This is a genomic window from Nostoc sp. DedQUE07, assembly GCF_034530975.2.
Taxonomy (GTDB): Bacteria; Cyanobacteriota; Cyanobacteriia; order Cyanobacteriales; family Nostocaceae; genus Nostoc.
In genome coordinates, this window is the sequence record NZ_JAVRCC020000021.1 from 22,854 (window position 1) to 41,542 (window position 18,689).

At 43.7% G+C, this 18,689-nt stretch carries 18 protein-coding genes; 9 read left to right on the top strand and 9 right to left on the bottom strand.

What is annotated here, in order from left to right:
• Positions 1-174: 174 nt before the first annotated feature.
• Entirely contained in the window at positions 175-1,545 is a 1,371-nt protein-coding gene (gene rlmD, locus RMZ95_RS17400; protein WP_322686713.1) for a 23S rRNA (uracil(1939)-C(5))-methyltransferase RlmD, read from the bottom strand.
• Between the two features lie 269 nt (positions 1,546-1,814).
• Between rlmD and RMZ95_RS17405 the strand changes: the two genes are divergently transcribed.
• The 3 genes from RMZ95_RS17405 (at position 1,815) to purF (ending at position 7,324) form a co-directional block, all read left to right on the top strand.
• Entirely contained in the window at positions 1,815-2,300 is a 486-nt protein-coding gene (locus RMZ95_RS17405) for an allophycocyanin subunit alpha-B (RefSeq protein WP_094348587.1), read from the top strand.
• Positions 2,301-3,083: 783 nt separating this feature from the next.
• Complete coding sequence (gene purL, locus RMZ95_RS17410; protein ID WP_322686712.1) at positions 3,084-5,480, top strand: phosphoribosylformylglycinamidine synthase subunit PurL; 2,397 nt, start codon at positions 3,084-3,086, stop codon at positions 5,478-5,480.
• Between the two features lie 344 nt (positions 5,481-5,824).
• Positions 5,825-7,324, top strand: a complete 1,500-nt coding sequence (purF, locus tag RMZ95_RS17415) for an amidophosphoribosyltransferase (protein WP_322686711.1) — start codon at positions 5,825-5,827, stop codon at positions 7,322-7,324.
• Positions 7,325-7,541: 217 nt separating this feature from the next.
• Here purF and lysS read toward each other — a convergent pair whose 3' ends face one another.
• A complete protein-coding gene (gene lysS / locus RMZ95_RS17420; protein ID WP_322686710.1) occupies positions 7,542-9,065 on the bottom strand; it encodes a lysine--tRNA ligase in 1,524 nt (507 codons plus the stop codon).
• A 238-nt stretch (positions 9,066-9,303) separates the two neighbouring features.
• Here lysS and RMZ95_RS17425 point away from each other — a divergent pair, with 238 nt between their 5' ends.
• Positions 9,304-9,432 carry a hypothetical protein gene (locus RMZ95_RS17425; protein WP_322686709.1) on the top strand — a complete coding sequence of 43 codons (129 nt, stop codon included), beginning with the start codon at positions 9,304-9,306 and terminating at the stop codon, positions 9,430-9,432.
• Positions 9,433-9,700: 268 nt separating this feature from the next.
• Here RMZ95_RS17425 and RMZ95_RS17430 read toward each other — a convergent pair whose 3' ends face one another.
• The 5 genes from RMZ95_RS17430 to RMZ95_RS17450 form a co-directional block, all read right to left on the bottom strand.
• The gene (locus tag RMZ95_RS17430; RefSeq protein WP_322686708.1) at positions 9,701-10,126 is read right to left on the bottom strand and encodes a hypothetical protein; all 426 of its coding nucleotides are present in this window, start codon (positions 10,124-10,126) and stop codon (positions 9,701-9,703) included.
• Positions 10,127-10,199: 73 nt separating this feature from the next.
• Positions 10,200-11,321, bottom strand: a complete 1,122-nt coding sequence (locus RMZ95_RS17435; RefSeq protein ID WP_322686707.1) for a geranylgeranyl reductase family protein — start codon at positions 11,319-11,321, stop codon at positions 10,200-10,202.
• A gap of 194 nt (positions 11,322-11,515) precedes the next feature.
• Positions 11,516-12,064 (bottom strand): ribosome recycling factor, encoded by a 549-nt coding sequence (gene frr / locus RMZ95_RS17440; RefSeq protein WP_322660513.1) that lies wholly within the window; start codon positions 12,062-12,064, stop codon positions 11,516-11,518.
• Positions 12,051-12,779 carry a UMP kinase gene (pyrH, locus tag RMZ95_RS17445; protein WP_322686706.1) on the bottom strand — a complete coding sequence of 243 codons (729 nt, stop codon included), beginning with the start codon at positions 12,777-12,779 and terminating at the stop codon, positions 12,051-12,053. Before pyrH ends, frr begins: the two co-directional genes overlap by 14 nt.
• Before the next feature lie 71 nt (positions 12,780-12,850).
• The gene (locus tag RMZ95_RS17450; RefSeq protein ID WP_322669723.1) at positions 12,851-13,405 is read right to left on the bottom strand and encodes a thioredoxin family protein; all 555 of its coding nucleotides are present in this window, start codon (positions 13,403-13,405) and stop codon (positions 12,851-12,853) included.
• A gap of 448 nt (positions 13,406-13,853) precedes the next feature.
• Here RMZ95_RS17450 and RMZ95_RS17455 point away from each other — a divergent pair, with 448 nt between their 5' ends.
• On the top strand, positions 13,854-14,756 hold the full coding sequence (locus RMZ95_RS17455; protein ID WP_322686705.1) for an alpha/beta fold hydrolase: 903 nt from the start codon (positions 13,854-13,856) through the stop codon (positions 14,754-14,756).
• A gap of 300 nt (positions 14,757-15,056) precedes the next feature.
• Here RMZ95_RS17455 and RMZ95_RS17460 read toward each other — a convergent pair whose 3' ends face one another.
• On the bottom strand, positions 15,057-15,338 hold the full coding sequence (locus tag RMZ95_RS17460; protein WP_409882898.1) for a hypothetical protein: 282 nt from the start codon (positions 15,336-15,338) through the stop codon (positions 15,057-15,059).
• Between the two features lie 257 nt (positions 15,339-15,595).
• Between RMZ95_RS17460 and RMZ95_RS17465 the strand changes: the two genes are divergently transcribed.
• The gene (locus tag RMZ95_RS17465) at positions 15,596-15,751 is read left to right on the top strand and encodes a hypothetical protein (protein WP_322660519.1); all 156 of its coding nucleotides are present in this window, start codon (positions 15,596-15,598) and stop codon (positions 15,749-15,751) included.
• A 180-nt stretch (positions 15,752-15,931) separates the two neighbouring features.
• On the opposite strand, the gene RMZ95_RS17470 is transcribed toward RMZ95_RS17465, so the two are convergent.
• Positions 15,932-16,654, bottom strand: a complete 723-nt coding sequence (locus RMZ95_RS17470) for an SEC59/DGK1/VTE5 family protein (protein WP_322686703.1) — start codon at positions 16,652-16,654, stop codon at positions 15,932-15,934.
• Positions 16,655-16,715: 61 nt separating this feature from the next.
• On the opposite strand from RMZ95_RS17470, the gene yidD reads away from it, so the two are divergent.
• From yidD to ychF, 3 genes are all read left to right on the top strand, one after another.
• Positions 16,716-16,952 (top strand): membrane protein insertion efficiency factor YidD, encoded by a 237-nt coding sequence (yidD, locus tag RMZ95_RS17475; protein WP_179068601.1) that lies wholly within the window; start codon positions 16,716-16,718, stop codon positions 16,950-16,952.
• Positions 16,953-17,150: 198 nt separating this feature from the next.
• Positions 17,151-17,378, top strand: coding sequence for a hypothetical protein (locus tag RMZ95_RS17480; RefSeq protein WP_104905863.1), 228 nt, complete (start codon positions 17,151-17,153; stop codon positions 17,376-17,378).
• A gap of 45 nt (positions 17,379-17,423) precedes the next feature.
• The gene (ychF, locus tag RMZ95_RS17485; protein ID WP_322686702.1) at positions 17,424-18,515 is read left to right on the top strand and encodes a redox-regulated ATPase YchF; all 1,092 of its coding nucleotides are present in this window, start codon (positions 17,424-17,426) and stop codon (positions 18,513-18,515) included.
• Positions 18,516-18,689 lie beyond the last annotated feature (174 nt).

The window sequence follows — 18,689 nt, forward strand, 5'->3', positions numbered from 1 at the left end:
GTTGCCGATTTATCATTCACACAATCTTCTTCATATTTTTCAGAACCTATGCTACTTGAATTTATTTAAACAAAATGAATTTTTATTTTTCGCTTAATTCAATTTTAGCATCTTTAGTATGCACTAGACTAAAAATTTCAAATTTCAGTTTTTTTGAAGGAATTACTAACCTTGTCAACAATGTGATAACACAAGAAAGGCGGCAGCTTCAACATGAGCAGTTTGAGGAAAAAAATCAGCAGGTTGTACCCGTGTGATGGTATATTGCCCATCTTGACAAAGCAATTTCAGGTCGCGGGCGAGGGTAGCTACTTTACAGCTGACGTAAACGATCCTATATGGTTTCAATTGCCGTAAAGTGTCTATGACTGCGCGATCGCACCCCTTACGTGGCGGATCGAGTATTACTACTTCTGGTATTGTGCCCATTTGGGGAAGCAATTTCTCTACTGCCCCGACAAGGAAAGTCACATTATCAATTCCGTTGCGGTGGGCATTCAAAATTGCTTGTTCTACTGCTGCTGGTTGCACTTCTAATCCTGTAGCAATTCGTACTTTTTTGGCAAGAGGCAAAGTTAAAGTCCCAATACCACAGTAGGCATCAACTAGGAACTCATGCCCTTGAAGATTGAGTTCTGATTGAATTACCTGTAATAGTGCCTCTGCTGTTTCGGTATACACTTGGAAAAATGTATCTGGGCGTACTTGAAATTCCAGTCCAGCAAAATTTTCACGCAGGTGGGGGACTCCAGCAATGCAACGGGTTTCTGATCCAAAGATAGCATTTGTGCGATCGCTATTGCGATTGAGCGACACTCCCACTAACTGCGGATAGCGCTTTAACCATTCCTGGGCTTGGGTTTCAATTCCTGATAAATTCCAGTCCTTTACCACCAAAGTCAGCAACATTTCCCCAGTGTGTCGCCCAATGCGTAAACCGAGATGGCGAATTTTTCCTTGGTGGCGGTGTTCGTCGTAAATTTGCCAACCTTGCTGTTGAATATCCTGCTTAACTTCGGCAAGTAAGGGATTTAATCGCGCATCTTGGACTGGACATTGATTTAAATTAATTAATTGGTGACTACCTTTTTGATAGTAACCAGCTTGTACTTGTCCTGTTGCCGATAGCGAGAGAGGATATGTAGATTTGTTACGGTAGCCCAAAGCAGAAGGGGCAGCAAGTACCGGATCTACTGGTGGTTGGATAAAACCGCCAATACGTTCCAAAGCTTGGATAACTTGATTTTGTTTGGCTACTAGCTGGTAATCATAATTAATATGCTGCCACTGACAACCGCCGCACTTATCCGCCACAATACAGCTAGGTCGGATACGGTGGAGGGATGGCTCCAATAGCTCTTGGAGCTTACCGTGGCCGTATTTTGGTTTAACGTGTACCAAGCGGACAATGGCGCGATCGCCTGGGACAGTATCTGGGACAAACACTACACGCTCATCAGCGCGTCCCACACCATCACCTGTATCACTCAGGTTAGCGATCGTCACTTCAATTAATTCACCCTGTTGCCAAATTATTTTAGTCATTTGTCATTTGTCATTTGTCATTTGTTACTGGGCATTGGGCATTGGGCATTGGGTATTGGGCATTGGGCATTGGGCATTGGGCACTTGTACTGAGCGAAGTCGAAGTATTGGACATTAATTATTAATTCTTCTTCCCCTGCCTCCCCTGCTCCCCTGCTCCCCACTCCCCCAAATAGATAAATTCAATACATAAGTAGCTCCTATCCCTTCACTTGTGTACCTCCAACTCGCTAAACTAACAGATAATATTTCAGGTGATTTCAATAATCATGACTGTAATTAGCCAAGTTATTCTCAAAGCCGACGACGAACTGCGTTATCCCAGCAGTGGCGAACTTAAAAATATCAAAGACTTTTTGCAAACCGGTGTACAACGGACGCGGATTGCGGCTACCTTAGCTGAAAACGAAAAGAAGATAGTTCAAGAAGCAACTAAACAACTTTGGCAGAAGCGTCCTGACTTTATCTCCCCTGGAGGTAATGCTTACGGCGAACGCCAACGCTCTCTATGTATCCGTGATTTTGGCTGGTACTTACGCCTAATTACTTATGGTGTACTTGCCGGTGACAAAGAGCCAATCGAAAAAATTGGTTTGATTGGTGTGCGGGAAATGTACAATTCATTGGGCGTTCCCGTGCCTGGAATGGTAGAAGCGATTAATTCCCTCAAAACAGCCTCCCTTAGCTTACTGAGTGCGGAAGACGCTGCCGAAGCAGCACCTTACTTTGATTACATCATTCAAGCGATGTCTTAAGACAAAGTGTGTGCTGGTTCTAGGAATATACTTCCGGTCTACTAGAGTGAGTGCGAAACATTAGCACTCGATAGGCATAAGATCCCCAATTTGATCGTACCTTCCCCACATTTGGTAGTGGCTGTGGCAAAATCTCTGTCAAGTTACCAACCAGTTGTGGGGAAATTTTATGGATATGGGCATGGGGCATTTGACTAATGACCAATGACCAATGACCAATGACTAAGGACAAATACAAAAAACCGACAGTCCTTGATTAAGACTGTCGGCTATTAAGTGTGTTCCCTATTAATGACTCGGCTAGAGTTCAGTTGTCATTAATTATGCCTAGTTACCGATCGCTGGGGGACGATCTTAATCATCGATATGTGTGATTCTCGTCACTTGATTGTTACATCTAAACTGCATATACCCGAATAATCTCTGAGTGAGACTAGACTCACGTAAGTAAAGGAGCTAGAAATTTCACCAAGATTAAAAAATAAAGTTATCTTTACAGACTAAAGCATTTTGTGTGCTATTGATCTTCATCTTGTCTATCTCATGGTCGAAATAATCCTGTTGAGTGCATTCTGGGGTTTTACTACTCCTCCATCAAAGAAATAAGTTTGCTTGTAAAAAAGGCTGCACAAGCATTTTCTACCAATTATTTACCAAGATGGAAATACAAGTATTTAGTTAGAGTTTAAATTAAAGAGCGATCGCGCTTCAATTAAGAACTGTACTTACAGGGCAAGTAAATCGATAGAATAATGCTCTGTCCCCCCAGAGTGCATTACTTCCATGACTGCAACCTCAAAACCAGCTTTTTCCCCCCAAGAAATTGCGGCTGTTGGTCTTAAACCAGAAGAATACGCAGAAATTGTCCGTCGGCTAGGCCGTCATCCCAACAAAGCTGAACTGGGAATGTTTGGTGTCATGTGGTCTGAGCATTGCTGTTACAAAAATTCTCGACCTCTACTCAAACAATTTCCCACCGATGGCCCCCGCATCCTCGTGGGGCCTGGTGAAAATGCTGGTGTTGTAGATTTGGGTGATGGACTCCAACTAGCTTTTAAGATTGAATCTCACAACCATCCCTCAGCAGTCGAACCCTTTCAAGGAGCTGCAACGGGAGTCGGAGGTATTCTCAGAGATATTTTTACAATGGGTGCGCGTCCCATTGCCCTATTAAACTCGTTACGCTTTGGTTCCCTAGAAGATCCCAAAACTCAACGGCTGTTTAGCGGTGTGGTGGCAGGAATCTCTCATTATGGTAACTGTGTGGGAGTACCCACCGTTGGCGGCGAAGTCTACTTTGACTCTGCTTACTCTGGTAATCCTCTGGTGAACGTTATGGCATTGGGGTTGATGGAAACCTCAGAAATCGTCAAATCTGGAGCATCTGGCTTAGGCAACCCCGTGCTGTATGTTGGTTCCACCACTGGGCGCGATGGTATGGGAGGCGCGAGTTTTGCTAGTGCAGAATTGAGCGATCAATCCATAGACGATCGCCCTGCTGTGCAAGTGGGCGATCCCTTTTTGGAAAAGTCGTTAATTGAAGCTTGTCTGGAGGCGTTTAAAACGGGTGCAGTTGTCGCCGCCCAAGATATGGGAGCTGCGGGAATCACCTGTTCTACTTCAGAGATGGCGGCAAAAGGCGGTGTGGGAATTGAACTAGATTTAGATAAGATTCCCGTCAGAGAAATGGGGATGGTTCCTTATGAATATCTGCTTTCGGAATCTCAAGAACGAATGCTGTTTGTTGCTCATAAAGGGCGCGAGCAAGAATTAATTGACATTTTCCACCGTTGGGGACTTCAAGCTGTTGTGGCTGGTACAGTCATCGCCGATCCTATTGTGCGAATTCTCTTTCAGGGTGAAGTAGCAGCAGAAATTCCTGCTGAGGCTTTAGCGGAGAATACCCCACTGTATAACCGAGAGTTATTGGCAGAAGCGCCAGAATATGCGCGTCAAGCTTGGGAATGGACTGCTGATTCCCTACCTCCTTCCACAACTGCTGGAATAGAACTTCCAGGAGGACTGCAAAGTTGGAATGATATTTTCTTAACTTTGCTCGATACACCCACGATCGCTTCTAAAAATTGGGTATATCGTCAGTATGACCATCAGGTACAAAATAATACAGTAATGCTTCCAGGTGGCGCAGATGCGGCTGTTATCCGCTTACGCCCTTTGGAAGAGGACAAGGGGACAAGGGGACAAGGAGGACAAGGAGACAAGGAAACCCTCAATGCCCAAAGCGGTGTGGCGGCAACGGTAGATTGCAATCCTCGTTATGTTTATCTTGACCCTTACGAAGGAGCTAAGGCAGTGGTGGCAGAAGCTGCACGCAATCTTAGTTGTGTGGGTGCTGAACCTTTGGCGGTGACGGATAATCTGAATTTTGGCTCTCCAGAAAAACCCATTGGTTACTGGCAATTGGCAGAAGCTTGTCGCGGTTTGGCGGAAGGTTGCCGAGAATTGGCGACACCAGTCACAGGCGGAAATGTCTCTTTGTACAACGAAACTCTTGATTCTCAAGGCATCCCACAACCCATTTATCCCACTCCTGTTGTCGGTATGGTGGGCTTGATTCCCGATCTAACCAAAATTTGTGGTCAAGGTTGGCAAGCATCCGGCGATCTGATTTATCTTCTGGGATTGCCTCTAGCATCTCAAATCAGTTTGGGAGCATCTGAATATTTAGCTACTATCCACGATACTGTTGCCGGAAAACCACCACGGGTAGATTTTGACTTGGAACGCCGCGTCCAGAAAGTTTGTCGTGAAGGAATTCGTAATGGTTGGGTACGTTCAGCTCACGATTCTGCTGAGGGAGGAGTGGCGATCGCACTAGCCGAATCTTGCCTTGCTGGCAACCTTGGTGCCGAAATAAATTTAGAAATAGCAGCAACACAGTTAAACCGCTTAGACGAGATGTTGTTTGCTGAAGGTGGTGCCAGAATTTTAGTTTCTGTAGCATCAGCACAACAAGAAATTTGGGAATCATATTTACAGGAACATCTCGGTCAAGAGTGGCAAAAACTGGGTACGGTTGGAAATTTTGAGACGGGTTTGGGGGTTTTCACCACTGATAACCAAATCTTAATCAAAGTTAGTATCGAAGATATGAACGATCGCTATTTCCATGCGATCGCCAAACGTCTCGCCATCCATACCACTACTTCTGAGCGCTGAATGCTGAGTATTTAGACTTCACTCACAACTTTTAGCGTCTCTGAGCAAATTTACGGTACTGTTTTAATGGATGGTTAAAGATTTGTTAAGAACTCCCCAGCCATCTAATAATCCCAGTGACTGACTACCAATTTTAGATTTTGAATTTTAAATTTTGGATTAGGGGCGTTGCTTCTAGTTCATATCTTGCTCTTACTGGGCAAAAAATCTAAAATAGCCATTCTAAAATCCCAAGCCGCATCTTTACACGGTGCGATCAATCCAAAATCGTCAATCGTTCGACTGAGCGTAGCCGAAGTCTCAAATCCAAAATTGATTGACCCCCCACCAGGAGCAAAGCTAGCATGATTTCTATTCATTCTGTCACTTCGGATGAATACCCCGACCAGACCAACAACCCAATCAATAGTCATGAAAATCAACCTGACAAGCCAGAAGAAGCTTGTGGTGTTTTTGGCATCTACGCCCCAGGAGAAAACGTTGCTAAACTGACCTACTTTGGATTGTATGCCCTCCAGCATCGGGGTCAAGAATCAGCTGGTATTGCCACTTTTGAGGGGACAAAGGTACATCTCCATAAAGATATGGGCTTGGTGTCTCAAGTCTTCAATGAATCTGTTTTGGATCAATTGCCCGGTAGTCTTGCTGTTGGTCACACTCGTTATTCCACCACAGGTTCTAGTCGCAAAGTTAATGCCCAACCCGCAGTACTAGAAACCCGTTTAGGTACAATAGCGCTTGCACACAATGGTAATTTAGTCAATACTGTGCAATTGCGTCAAGAGTTGCTTGAGAATAAATGTAACTTAGTCACAACAACAGACTCAGAAATGATCGCTTTTGCGATCGCAGAAGCCATAGATACGGGCGCTGATTGGCTAGAAGGTGGAATTCAGGCATTTCAACGTTGCCAAGGAGCCTTTAGTTTAGTTATTGGCACTCCCGTCGGCGTTATGGGTGTCCGCGATCCTAATGGAATCCGCCCCTTAGTAATCGGTACTTTGGCTGGTAATCCAGTCCGTTACGTTTTGGCTTCCGAGACTTGTGGTTTAGACATCATTGGAGCCGAATACCTGCGAGACGTAGAACCAGGTGAATTAGTTTGGATTACTGAAGAAGGTTTAGCTTCTTATCATTGGAGTCAAAAATCTGAGCGGAAATTGTGTATCTTTGAAATGATTTACTTTGCCCGCCCTGATAGCGTCATGCACAACGAGAGTTTGTACAGCTATCGAATGCGATTAGGACACCAGCTAGCTAAAGAATCTTTTGTAGATGCCGATATTGTCTTTGGTGTTCCTGATTCTGGTATACCTGCTGCTATTGGATTTTCCCAAGCGTCTGGTGTCGCTTACGGCGAAGGACTGATTAAAAATCGCTATGTTGGGCGAACCTTCATTCAACCAACCCAAACCATGCGGGAATCGGGTCTGCGGATGAAACTCAACCCCCTCAAAGATGTACTGGTAGGTAAACGAGTAATTATTGTAGACGACTCGATTGTACGGGGTACTACCAGCCGTAAACTAGTCAAAACTTTGCGTGAAGCAGGTGCAGTAGAGGTACACATGCGAATTTCGTCTCCGCCTGTAACTCATCCCTGCTTCTATGGCATCGATACCGATTCTCAGGATCAGCTAATTGCTGCTACCAAGTCAGTAGCAGAAATTGCCAAGCAACTGGAAGTAGACAGTCTCGCCTATCTGAGTTGGGAGGGAATGCTAGAAGCCACACGAGAAGACACCAATAGTTTCTGTTCTGCTTGCTTCACCGGAGATTATCCCGTGGTGATTCCTGAACAAGTGAAGCGTTCTAAGCTGATCTTAGAAAAGGTAGTGGTATAAGGGCTTCAACAGAAGAACCCCACCCCGCCAAAGCTACGGTGTACACACAAGTCCTTCTCACCCCCTCTAACTCCCCCTTGGTAAGGGGGAGAACCGATTTCCCCCCTTTGCAAGGGGGGATTAAGGGGGGTAAATCCAAGGTTTGGGCTTAATTGACAGGATGTGTGTACACTTCAGCCCCGCAAGCGAGGAGGGGATTAAGGAATGGGGTGTAAGATTAGGATTCTTCTGGGGATGATTCTGATTTTTCTGGCTTGAGTAAAGGGAAAGCGATCGCATCCCGAATACTGGCACAATCGGTTAATAACATCACCAAGCGATCGATCCCAATCCCTAAACCACCTGTAGGCGGCATACCATATTCCAAAGCGGTGAGAAAGTCTTCATCTACACCTTGGGCTTCTAAGTCACCAGCAGCTTTCCGCGCCGCTTGAGCTTCTAAACGTTCTCTTTGATCGATGGGATCGGTAAGTTCTGAGAAGCTATTCCCAGTTTCTCGCCCGACTATAAATAACTCAAATCGTTCTACCAAACCAGGTTGAGAACGGTGCGGTTTTGCTAGGGGCGAAATTTCTACAGGATAATCAATTACAAAAGTAGGTTGAATTAAATTAGCTTCTACTTTCTCTTCAAAGGCTAAATTTAGTAACTTACCAATTGATTGGGCTTCATCTATACCAGGAATACCAGCATTTTTACTTGCTGTTTTTGCTTCTTCTAAACTTTGGAAGGAATTAAAATCCAAGCCCGTAAATTCTTTAACTAAATCGTGCATTGTTACCCGCCGCCAAGGTGGTGTCAAATTTATCGGTTCCCCTTGGTAGGTGATTTCCAATGTGCCGAGTACCTCTTGGGCGACAGTAGTAATAATCCCTTCAGTCAACGCCATCATATCGTTGTAGTCGGCGTAAGCTTGGTAAATTTCAATCGTCGTAAATTCGGGATTATGTCGAGTCGAAATTCCCTCATTGCGGAAAACCCGCCCCAATTCAAACACCTTTTCAAAACCACCCACAATCAACCGCTTGAGATGGAGTTCTGTGGCAATTCGCAGATACAATTCCATTTCTAAAGTGTTGTGGTAGGTGATAAATGGACGTGCATCTGCACCTCCAGTCTCACTTTGCAAAACTGGAGTTTCAATTTCCAGAAAATCTCGCTGTTCTAAATAACGGCGAATACCGGCAGTAATTTGGGCACGACGGCGGAAAGTTTGCCGCACTTCCGGGTTAACAATCAAGTCAACGTAGCGCTGACGATAGCGCTTGGCAACATCCGTTAATCCATGCCACTTGTCGGGTAGGGGCAACAGTGATTTAGTGAGGATAGTATATTGTTTAACGTAGACAGATAACTCGCCCTTTTCAGTCCGTTTAATAGTACCTTTGGCTCCTAAAATGTCGCCTGCATCTGTAAGTTGCTTCAGGTGATTGAAGGCATCGGCATCAATATCTGCCATACCTTCTTGGATACGATTTTTATCTAGATAAAGCTGAATTGTACCGGTTTCATCTTGCAAGGTGAAGAAAGCCAGTTTACCAAAAACGCGACGCGCCATAATGCGTCCGGCTATGGCAACTTCTAAATCGACTTCTTCACCACTCGATAAATCGGCAAACTTTTCTTGCAACTGCGCTGCATGATGGGTAGATTCCCAACGATAGGCATAAGGGTTAGTCCCTAGCTGCTTGAGTTGTTCTACTTTCTCCAGCCTTGCGGCTCGGATATCTTCTTCCGACATGGTAACGAACTAAATAGGGCAAGATTAATTATAGATGCTGCAAAAGTTGAGAGTAACAGATATTTGCACTTTGCAGATGATGATATCGCCTAAAAGTGATGTGCAATCGCTAAAGGAAATACATAATGACACAAACTAGAGTCCGCCTGTGGACTGTAAACGAATATCACCGGATGTTTGAAACGGGTATTATTACAGAGGATGAAGGGTATAATTGATTGATAGGCAAGTTATCCCTATGAGTGCCAAAAATCCCCCTCATGCAGCGACAACCCTATGTGCATCTGATTATCTTAAGCGTTGGCGCAGCCCGCCGCAGGCATCGCTAGCAGAAGTTGCCTTAGTTCGGGTGCAAGATCCCATTTAGTTGAGCGAATACTCCGAACCTGAGCTAGATATTGCTAGTTAGCCGAAGTGAGCCAGTTTCCCTCCTGCCTCAGGTCACTGAGCGTAGTCGAAGTGCTGCTTCCTAACTCCTGCCTTTCCCGATAATAGAATTTAATGATCAAAACTTATTTTACCTACAATAAAAAGTGCGATCGCACGATCGCACTTTATCCAAAAGACCGTCAGAGAAAATATTATTGATATTTTATCTGACAAAAGCTCAAAATTTTACTCTACAAGCAAAACCTTTATTGCTTTACCATTTTTAGCGAATGCCTAGATGAAATAGCTTTCATTTTCAAGTTAGTAAATTGGACGATCGCCTTTACAAAATCTTGCTGTTCTGGTTGCAAATTTAATTTTTCTAGGGCTTGCTTGATATTATTACCAGCACGAAGATTGTGAGTAAGTTGGGCACGTTGGGCTGAGTTTAACACTGCCTCAATTTCCCTGTTTCTTCTTTGACGCACAGCTTGGAGTTCTTGGCGCTGTAAAGGAGTCAGGATAATCTCCGACGAAGTGGAGTAGTTTGCAGTTTTGGTAGTTTGGGCGAAAATAACGCTAGAAGTAGTATTGATTTGAACGGGTGCAGCTAAGGCAATTCCCGGCATGAAGAGCACAAGAGCAAGAATACTAGCGAACATAGACAGCCGTTTTGTCAAGTAAATTGCCATATTGAGAAATGCCTAGTACACTGTGGCAGAAGTTTGCTTACCTTTAACAAGTTGCTTAAACAACTTGTCTTAATTAACCTCCAAAACCAGGAATTAAACGCTTGAGGGCACGACCGGCAACATCGCCATAGCGCAGTTCTCCACACAGAATCTTACCCATGATTTTCGCACCGGAAGGACGCTTAACACCAACTTTGTAGCCAATGCCAGGAAAGCGATAGAATGCTCCACCTAATTTTTGTGCCCAAGCCATCTCAGTACCCCATTGTTCATTAATGGCTTCGCTATATTTTTCTAAAGCGTTGGTATCACCAGAAAGTGCCTCATTAATGGCTTCTGCTGCAATTAAACCGCTAAAAATTGACGGACGAATGCCTTCTGCCGTCATCGGATCGACTACACAAGCTGCTTCCCCAGCTAAAACTGCATTTTGAGTATGCAACTTTTGGTTGCCATCCCACAAGCAAAGAGGATAACCATATTGCTTGCCAGTTTTGATATCTACATTAAACGATCGCGCGTACTCATCTAAAATTTTCTTAAAATCCTGGGGTTTGCCGCCGACAAATGTACCGACACCAATGGAATAACCGTCCGCCTTCGGGAAGTTCCAAATGTAGCCGTTTTTCACCAAGCCAAACTCGAAATGAATTGTAGATTTATCCTTGACATCTGCAATAACTTCTGCTTCCAAAGCTCCTGCTAAACGGCGTTTACGGTCTTTGAAGCCGAGCCATTTTGCCATTGGCCCTTTAACACCATCAGCCGCGATTAAGTAGCGACCTGTAACTGAGCCATTAGCTGTGTTAACTTGCCAGTAGTCGCTTTGAAACTCAATACCTGTTACTTCCGTATTATCTCGTAGTTCAGCCCCTTGCTTTTGCCCTTGCTGCACTAGGAAATGGTCAAAAATATCTCGTCGCACCATCCAGACTGGTTCTTTGGTGGCGATTTTTGCTTCTACGGGGTCGCCCAAATTCCAGGTAAAGCGAAGGGAGTCGGCTTTTACAGAAATTACTGGGCTAAAATCAAAGTCGAACCATTGAGCGATCGCTGGAGATACACCACCACCACAAGGTTTATATCTTGGCAGAGATTCTTTTTCCAACACTAATACTGAGCGACCTTGTTTGGCTAAATGATATGCAGCTGTTCCACCAGCTGGCCCAGCGCCGACGATGATGCAGTCGTACATATTGAATTTTGGCTCCAGAATTAGTTTATTTTCTATTGAGTAGGGGCAATTGATGAATTGTTCCTACTTTAATTATTCATGTCTACTTACTTACTCGATCAATTTTTCTAGAATTTATGCAATAACTTAAGAAATGATAAAGGCTGAAGAATTTATCCATTATCCTTCAGCCTTTATACTTAAGACTTGAGACTTTAAACAGTCGTGATGTCTTTTTCTTTTTCTGCCAACAGTGCATCTATTTTGGCAGTATACTCATTTGTCAATTTTTGCAACTTGTCTTGTTGGTCTTTTGATTCATCTTTGGAGATTTCAGAGGCTTTCTCCTGTTTGCGAATGGCGTCTATAGCATCGCGGCGAATGTTACGAATAGCAACACGACCCTCTTCAGCATACTTGGATGCCATTTTGACAAATTCTTTACGGCGTTCGCTGGTTAAAGGCGGAATATTCAACCGGATTACAGAACCGTCGTTACTAGGTGTTAAACCCACATCTGAGAGGGAAATAGCCTTCTCAACGATGTTTAGGGTGTTGCGCTCGTAGGGTTGAATTAAGATTGTCGTAGCATCTGGCGTGCTAATATTTGCCAGTGATTTCAAGGAAGTAGGCGAACCGTAATAGTCCACCAATACCTTATCTAATAGACTCGCATTGGCGCGACCAGTGCGAATCGAGTTAAAAGCTCGTTGAGTTGCCTCAACGGTTTTTTGCATCGTACTTTCAGCTTCAGCTAATTTCACAAGAACCTCCCACAAGGGTGCCGATGGATTCTCCCAAGACTGCTCGGTGGATATTTCCTCGCACCGTTAGGTCAAATACCAGAATTGGGATATTATTTTCTTTACACAAGGCGATCGCAGTACTATCCATCACCCGCAAATCTTGGGCTAAAACGTGCGCGTAGGTAAGGCTATTGTAGCGCTTGGCGTCTGGATAAATTTGAGGATCGGCATCATATACTCCATCTACTTTGGTGGCTTTAAAAATCACCTCAGCATCGATTTCTGCTGCTCTTAATGCCGCAGTTGTATCTGTAGTAAAAAAGGGATTTCCAGAACCAGCACCAAAAATTACCACCCGTCCTTTTTCAAGATGACGGATGGCACGACGACGAATATATGGTTCTGCTAATTCTTGCATAGCGATCGCGGTTTGCACCCGCGTCTGTACTCCTATGTGTTCTAGCGAATCTTGCAGCGTCATGGCATTCATTACCGTGGCAATCATCCCGATATAGTCAGCGGTTGCCCTGTCCATCCCCGCCGACGCTGCTTTAACGCCACGAAAAATATTGCCGCCGCCAACAACTATGGCGATTTGAGTACCAGTGGCTATCACCTCTGCTAATTCTTGTGCTATTCCTTTGACTACTTCTGGATCAATGCCATAGCCCATGTTGCCCATTAAGGCTTCACCGCTCAGTTTGAGTAAAACCCGTCGGTAATTCGTTCCCATGAAGTTACGCTTTATCAAAAAAGTTGCAATTGCCTCCAATTTAAGATAACAGTTACAGGGACTATCTATGTCTAGTTACGCCAAATCAATGTAGTACCTACTGGTTCTGTTTGTGGTATGGCTATTTCTTCACCTTTAAACAGAGAAGCGATCGCAGTTCTCAAATAATCCTCTCCCACTGGTAATGGTTCTTGGGGATGATTATCAATTTTACCTTTATAGCGGACTATACCGTTAGTATCTATGAGAAAGGCTGTTGGTGTTTTTGTTGCGCCGAAACTGCCGGTCACATCTTGCGTTGAGTCCCACAGGTAGGGGAAATTCAACTGGTGACGTCGGGCAAAAGCTTTCATATTTTCAAAGCTTGACCTAGTGTCGTAGTCAACATTACTACCATTGAGTCCAATTAGTGTGAAGCCTTTTGGGGCAAATTCGGCTTGAATGTTTTTTAGTCTGCCTAAATACCGATCGACATAAGGGCAGTGGTTACACATAGAAATAACGCCGACTGCTCGGAACTTCTCAAGATAACGCCTGAGATGGTGTACTTGACCATCAATTCCTGGCAATTCAAAATCTGGTGCGTAGCTCCCAACGGGAGTATCAATTGTTTCTAGTAGATTCATGATTTCTGGCCCGCAGAACTAGGAACAAGAAAAATATTGTTAAATTCAGCGTCAGTTTCCAGTTGCAAACCACCCCTTAGCCGATGCCTCATATTCGCCAATCTTATAGACCAAATTTGCGATCGTAAATTGTAAAACTACTGAATCTAGCACTGATGCTAATTCACTCACATCTAAAAAATAGCCCAAATATTACTCATATTAGAAACGTTATGATTTTTAATACTGACATCATCTCAGTTGTGAGTAAATTACCTCTATCAATAAGATGAAAACTTTCTATACTGGATAAAACTATCAGCTTAGAAGCTTTTGTGGTATATGTATAGGCTATCACTAGAGCCAAAGATTTATTTTGAAAATCTGATAAATTTTCTGCAAATTCAAAACAATTTTACTTGTGCTTTGCTGCTAAAAAGCTTTTAGCATTCTTTACATCAAATTTCCCATGACAACCTCAAGTTCAAAAACAGCACTTAACTCTACAAAAACCTGGATTTGGCAAGATTTTCCGATCTGTTACCAAACCCAAGGAACTACTGGGCCAGCTGTTGTCCTGGTGCATGGATTTGGTGCTTCTTGGTGGCACTGGCGAAAAAATATTCCGGTATTAGCGGAAAATTGCCGTGTTTATGCGATCGATTTGATTGGTTTTGGCGCTTCCGCAAAACCTGAACCTGGTGAAAAAATTGCCTATACTCTAGAAACTTGGGGACAGCAAGTAGCAGATTTTTGCCGTGAAGTGGTGGGTGAGCCAGCTTTTTTAGTTGGAAATTCCATTGGCTGTATTGTCGCCATGCAAGCAGCAGTAAGCAACCCAGATATTGCCTTGGGAGTTGCTTTACTCAACTGTTCTTTACGGCTGTTGCACGATCGCAAACGGGTAACTTTACCTTTATCTCGTCGTTACGGAGCGCCTCTACTGCAACGCCTGTTGTCTATCAAACCAGTTGGCGATTTCTTTTTCAATCAACTCGCCAAACCGAAAACGGTGCGGAAAATTCTGCTGCAAGCATACTCGAATCCTGAGATAGTGACAGATGAGTTGGTAGATATTTTGATGTCACCAGCAAGCGATCCGGGGGCTGGGGCTGTGTTTCTTGCTTTTACTTCTTATTCTACAGGGCCACTACCAGAAGACCTTTTACCACTGTTACCCTGTCCTGCGATTATCTTGTGGGGAACGGCCGATCCGTGGGAACCAATTAAATTAGGGAGAGAATTAGCTAACTTTGGGCAAGTAGAAAAGTTTATTCCTTTAGAGGGAGTGGGGCATTGTCCGCAGGATGAAGCGCCGGAGTTAGTCAATCCGATTTTACTCGATTGGATTTTGGAGCGATCGCAGTCATAAACTCGGCTCAATTTTCACGTAATGGATGGTGTTGAATATAATCAAAAAGATTTATTTTTTGTTAATTGAGCCGATACGAAAAATTGGCAATAGGACTATGGTCTTAATTAAATTAAGAGTTTGACTTAGCGATAAAGCCCTCTCTAATAGGAGGGCTTTATTATAGTTCTTGAAGTTTTAGTCCAAAAACTTTTAATACCAATTCAATTAATGATTGCAACACATCCTTGGCTAAAGACGCGATTCATCGCGTCTCTACAAAGAGTCTATTTGTCCCATTCTTTTTTCAAATTGGTATAACTACTTCTTCTTATCTTCATCTAGTGCTTTTTGGATAGCTTGGCGACAAAATTCAGGAGGATCGTCCTTAGCCTTTACCTCTTCCTTCATTTCCTTAGAGACTCTAAAACTCAATTGGTCAGTTAATGGCTTATCTCCCTTTGGTTGCGCTGGTTCAAAATTTTGAGGGTTCCCTTTAGGATTAGGCATTGTTGAGAGATGTAAATATAGGTTGATACTAATGAAACCATTAGAATAAACTTTTAAATCGGTGGTGTTCTCACCTTGTAAATGGTTCACCACCGATACCACTTTTACAAATGGGTAACTCTATTTTATGTTCACAAGGTCAGAACTCGAAATCAAAACTATTGCTGAATTGAGAGACTTGTGTAGGCGTTACGGATTGAAGCCTACTGGGAACGGAGGGTACAAGACCAGTTGGATTGTTACCTTAATGGCATTCCCACAGATAGCACTCGCTCAACTAAGGCAAGGAAGAGGGTTGAAGTCACCAGGTTTTAGCGTTATTCAATTTCTTGAAGGTGTAGTACGATGAGATGAACTCACCCACAGATGAGCAAGCGGCGCTGATTAAGCTGACAATGGAAGGAAAGGCTATGAGCTACCCTGACAGATACGACCAAGAAAGCTTGCTTAACTTGCACAAGGCTAAGATGTATCTTGAAATTGCGATCGGACTGCTAAACCAGTAAGTCAGTTTTGAGGGTTTGTAGTAAGCACTTTAGTGCTTAGAAAATAAGGACTAAAGTCCTTACTACGAACTTCCTTACCCGTATTAGACTCAATTGAGAAGCGCTACATTTATTAACTAACAATAAATTTTTGGCACTGTCTCTTATTTGCTCAACTAGGAATAGGAGTCTAGGCAATTACTAATTCAGAACTAACTGACTTAAAAAGAAGGCAAGGGCTGCACTACCCAAAGGAACTGTCAAATTGTCAATACCCAAAAATGAAACAGCTTCTAAACCAGTAGCGATAACTGCAACTAACAGTGATACTGCCCAAGTTTGCCAACTGTTTCCTTGAGTTCCAACTAAAATCAAACTACTGACAACATAGCTAACAAGCATCATAGTTAGGGAGCCTTCCCAACTTTTTTCTGTCCCAAAAACTTTATACTTATGTTTACCAAAGCGTTGCCCAATTAAGGCTGCTAATCCATCTCCCCAAGTCATCACCAAAATTCCGAGTGCTGCGTATTGGGGTTGTTGTAAATACCAGAACCAGGCAACTAAAATGCCGAAACTGATAGAGTAAAAAAATGTCCCTAAGCTTTGCCGTCCAACGCTATTAATACCAGGAAGAATTGGTAATCGGTAGGATAATAAGGTGATTGCACTCGCTAAAATAGAAGCTGTAATCCCTACACTGGCGGGAATATCTAGCCACCAGGCGATTAAAATCACGTTACCAGTGCCTATATGAACTATCTTCCGCACGATTTCTGGCTTGTCGGCAAAGCGGTTTACCACCCCTGCAATCAGGAGGATGAGTAACACCCAAATTGCAGCGATGCCTTCGGCGGGCACAGCCAACGCAATTTGCAGCCAGAAAACCGGAATTGAGGTGAAGTCAGAAAATGTAATTAGCAAAGATGCGACAAAATGAAAAGTTTTACCCCTGTTACTAATTTATAAGATTTGGGTAGCTGCAATGAAATTATTATTTATTTGGCTGATTCGGGGCTACCGAATGTTTATCTCGCCGTTGTTTCTCCCGACTTGTCGCTTTCAACCAACTTGTTCGATGTATGCTATTGAAGCTATTGAGCGATTTGGAGTGTTGCGTGGTAGCTGGATGGCAACTCTGCGAATTTTGCGCTGTCATCCGTTTCATCCGGGTGGTTACGATCCAGTGCCAGAGGTGGTGGAAAAGGTGAAGGAGGAGTAGTTTTGTGCAAATGGTGGGGAATTGAGGTTGGATTTTAAACGGAGAGGGGCGCAAAGGGAAGCGCAGAGGGACGCGGAGAATGAGAAGAGGGGTAAATTATTAAAGGATGTGTTGGTGGGTATAGCTATTTGGGGAGATGTCAACAGATGAGGTTGTCATCTAGCGTGGGAAGGTTGAATAATTTAATTTAGACTTACGATGATTAATCCTACTGCAATTTCTATACCTGAACCACAAATTCCTACTCCAGGGCCGAGTCCGCTACCTAGTCCCAATCCTGAGCCGAATCCGCTACCTAGTCCCGAACCTGTACCGGGACCAGCGATTCCTCAACCGTTACCGGGGCCTGTACCAGAACCAGTACCTGCTCCTATTCCTCAGACGGTTCCAGGGACAATTCCCCAAACCATACCGGAACCTGTTTAGATTACCTTGGTAATGTAATCCAAAATCTCAAATCTAAAATCCAAAATGCTAAGAGCCGGAATTGTCGGACTTCCCAACGTCGGAAAATCTACTTTATTTAATGCTGTAGTTGCTAATGCCAAAGCTGAAGCAGCTAACTTCCCTTTTTGCACGATTGAACCGAATGTCGGCGTTGTCGCAGTACCGGATGAACGGTTAAATGTTCTTGCTAAGATTGCCAGTTCAGCACAAATCATCCCGGCGCGGGTTGAATTTGTAGATATTGCCGGTTTAGTTAAAGGCGCAAGTCAGGGTGAGGGACTAGGGAATCAATTCCTATCCCACATCCGGGAAGTTGATGCGATCGTCCATGTGGTACGTTGTTTTGAAAATGATGATATTATCCACGTTGCTGGTTCTGTTGATCCAGCGCGAGATATTGAAATCATTAATATAGAACTGGGTTTATCAGATTTAGCACAAATTGAGCGGCGCATTGATCGTACTCGTAAACTAGCTCGTACCAGCAAAGATGCACAGTTTGAAATCACAGTCTTAGAAAAATTAGCTGCGGCTTTAAATGAAGGTAAATCGGTGCGTCAGGTGAGCTTGAATGAAGAAGAAGCAGTAATTATTAAAGGATTAGAACTGCTCACTTATAAACCGATTATCTACGCCGCGAATGTATCTGAAGATGAGTTGGCGACTGGTAATCATTTTGTCGAAACAGTGCGGCAAATTGCAGCTACAGAAAATGCCCAAGTTGTGATAGTTTCGGCTCAAGTTGAAGCTGAATTAGTGGAATTACCAGAGGAAGATAAAGCTGATTTCCTCGCGTCTTTAGGTGTGGAAGAAGGCGGTTTGAAATCATTGATTCGGGCAACTTACACGCTTTTAGGTTTGCGGACATATTTCACTAGTGGCCCCAAAGAAACCCGCGCTTGGACAATTAATGCCGGAATGTCTGCACCCCAAGCTGCTGGTGTAATCCACAGTGATTTTGAGCGGGGATTTATTCGCGCCGAAACTGTTGCTTATAAAGATTTAGTATCAACTGGTTCGATGAATGCTGCGAAGGAGAAAGGGTTGGTTCGCAGTGAAGGGAAAGAGTATGTTGTGCAGGAAGGGGATGTAATGTTGTTCCGATTTAATGTATAGATGTAATTAATGAGTGGCCGTTATCGAGAAGATAATGGTCAAGTTACGCTAAGTTGCGATCGCCATAAATATGCAAGGCGATCGCAAATAAACCAGCAATCCTCCAAATCTATCTAGTAGCTACTTCCACCCACAATATAGCCAAGCTGTGAGTATCGGTAAAATGAGTCTGTT

What these genes read in the sequence shown, in the direction of transcription:
- rlmD (WP_322686713.1), bottom strand. Translation starts at nt 1,545, where the DNA reads ATGACTAAAATAATTTGGCAACAGGGTGAATTAATTGAAGTGACGATC.
- RMZ95_RS17405 (WP_094348587.1), top strand. Translation starts at nt 1,815, where the DNA reads ATGACTGTAATTAGCCAAGTTATTCTCAAAGCCGACGACGAACTGCGT.
- purL (WP_322686712.1), top strand. Translation starts at nt 3,084, where the DNA reads ATGACTGCAACCTCAAAACCAGCTTTTTCCCCCCAAGAAATTGCGGCT.
- purF (WP_322686711.1), top strand. Translation starts at nt 5,825, where the DNA reads ATGATTTCTATTCATTCTGTCACTTCGGATGAATACCCCGACCAGACC.
- lysS (WP_322686710.1), bottom strand. Translation starts at nt 9,065, where the DNA reads ATGTCGGAAGAAGATATCCGAGCCGCAAGGCTGGAGAAAGTAGAACAA.
- RMZ95_RS17425 (WP_322686709.1), top strand. Translation starts at nt 9,304, where the DNA reads ATGAGTGCCAAAAATCCCCCTCATGCAGCGACAACCCTATGTGCATCT.
- RMZ95_RS17430 (WP_322686708.1), bottom strand. Translation starts at nt 10,126, where the DNA reads ATGGCAATTTACTTGACAAAACGGCTGTCTATGTTCGCTAGTATTCTT.
- RMZ95_RS17435 (WP_322686707.1), bottom strand. Translation starts at nt 11,321, where the DNA reads ATGTACGACTGCATCATCGTCGGCGCTGGGCCAGCTGGTGGAACAGCT.
- pyrH (WP_322686706.1), bottom strand. Translation starts at nt 12,779, where the DNA reads ATGGGAACGAATTACCGACGGGTTTTACTCAAACTGAGCGGTGAAGCC.
- RMZ95_RS17450 (WP_322669723.1), bottom strand. Translation starts at nt 13,405, where the DNA reads ATGAATCTACTAGAAACAATTGATACTCCCGTTGGGAGCTACGCACCA.
- RMZ95_RS17455 (WP_322686705.1), top strand. Translation starts at nt 13,854, where the DNA reads ATGACAACCTCAAGTTCAAAAACAGCACTTAACTCTACAAAAACCTGG.
- RMZ95_RS17465 (WP_322660519.1), top strand. Translation starts at nt 15,596, where the DNA reads ATGAACTCACCCACAGATGAGCAAGCGGCGCTGATTAAGCTGACAATG.
- yidD (WP_179068601.1), top strand. Translation starts at nt 16,716, where the DNA reads ATGAAATTATTATTTATTTGGCTGATTCGGGGCTACCGAATGTTTATC.
- RMZ95_RS17480 (WP_104905863.1), top strand. Translation starts at nt 17,151, where the DNA reads ATGATTAATCCTACTGCAATTTCTATACCTGAACCACAAATTCCTACT.
- ychF (WP_322686702.1), top strand. Translation starts at nt 17,424, where the DNA reads ATGCTAAGAGCCGGAATTGTCGGACTTCCCAACGTCGGAAAATCTACT.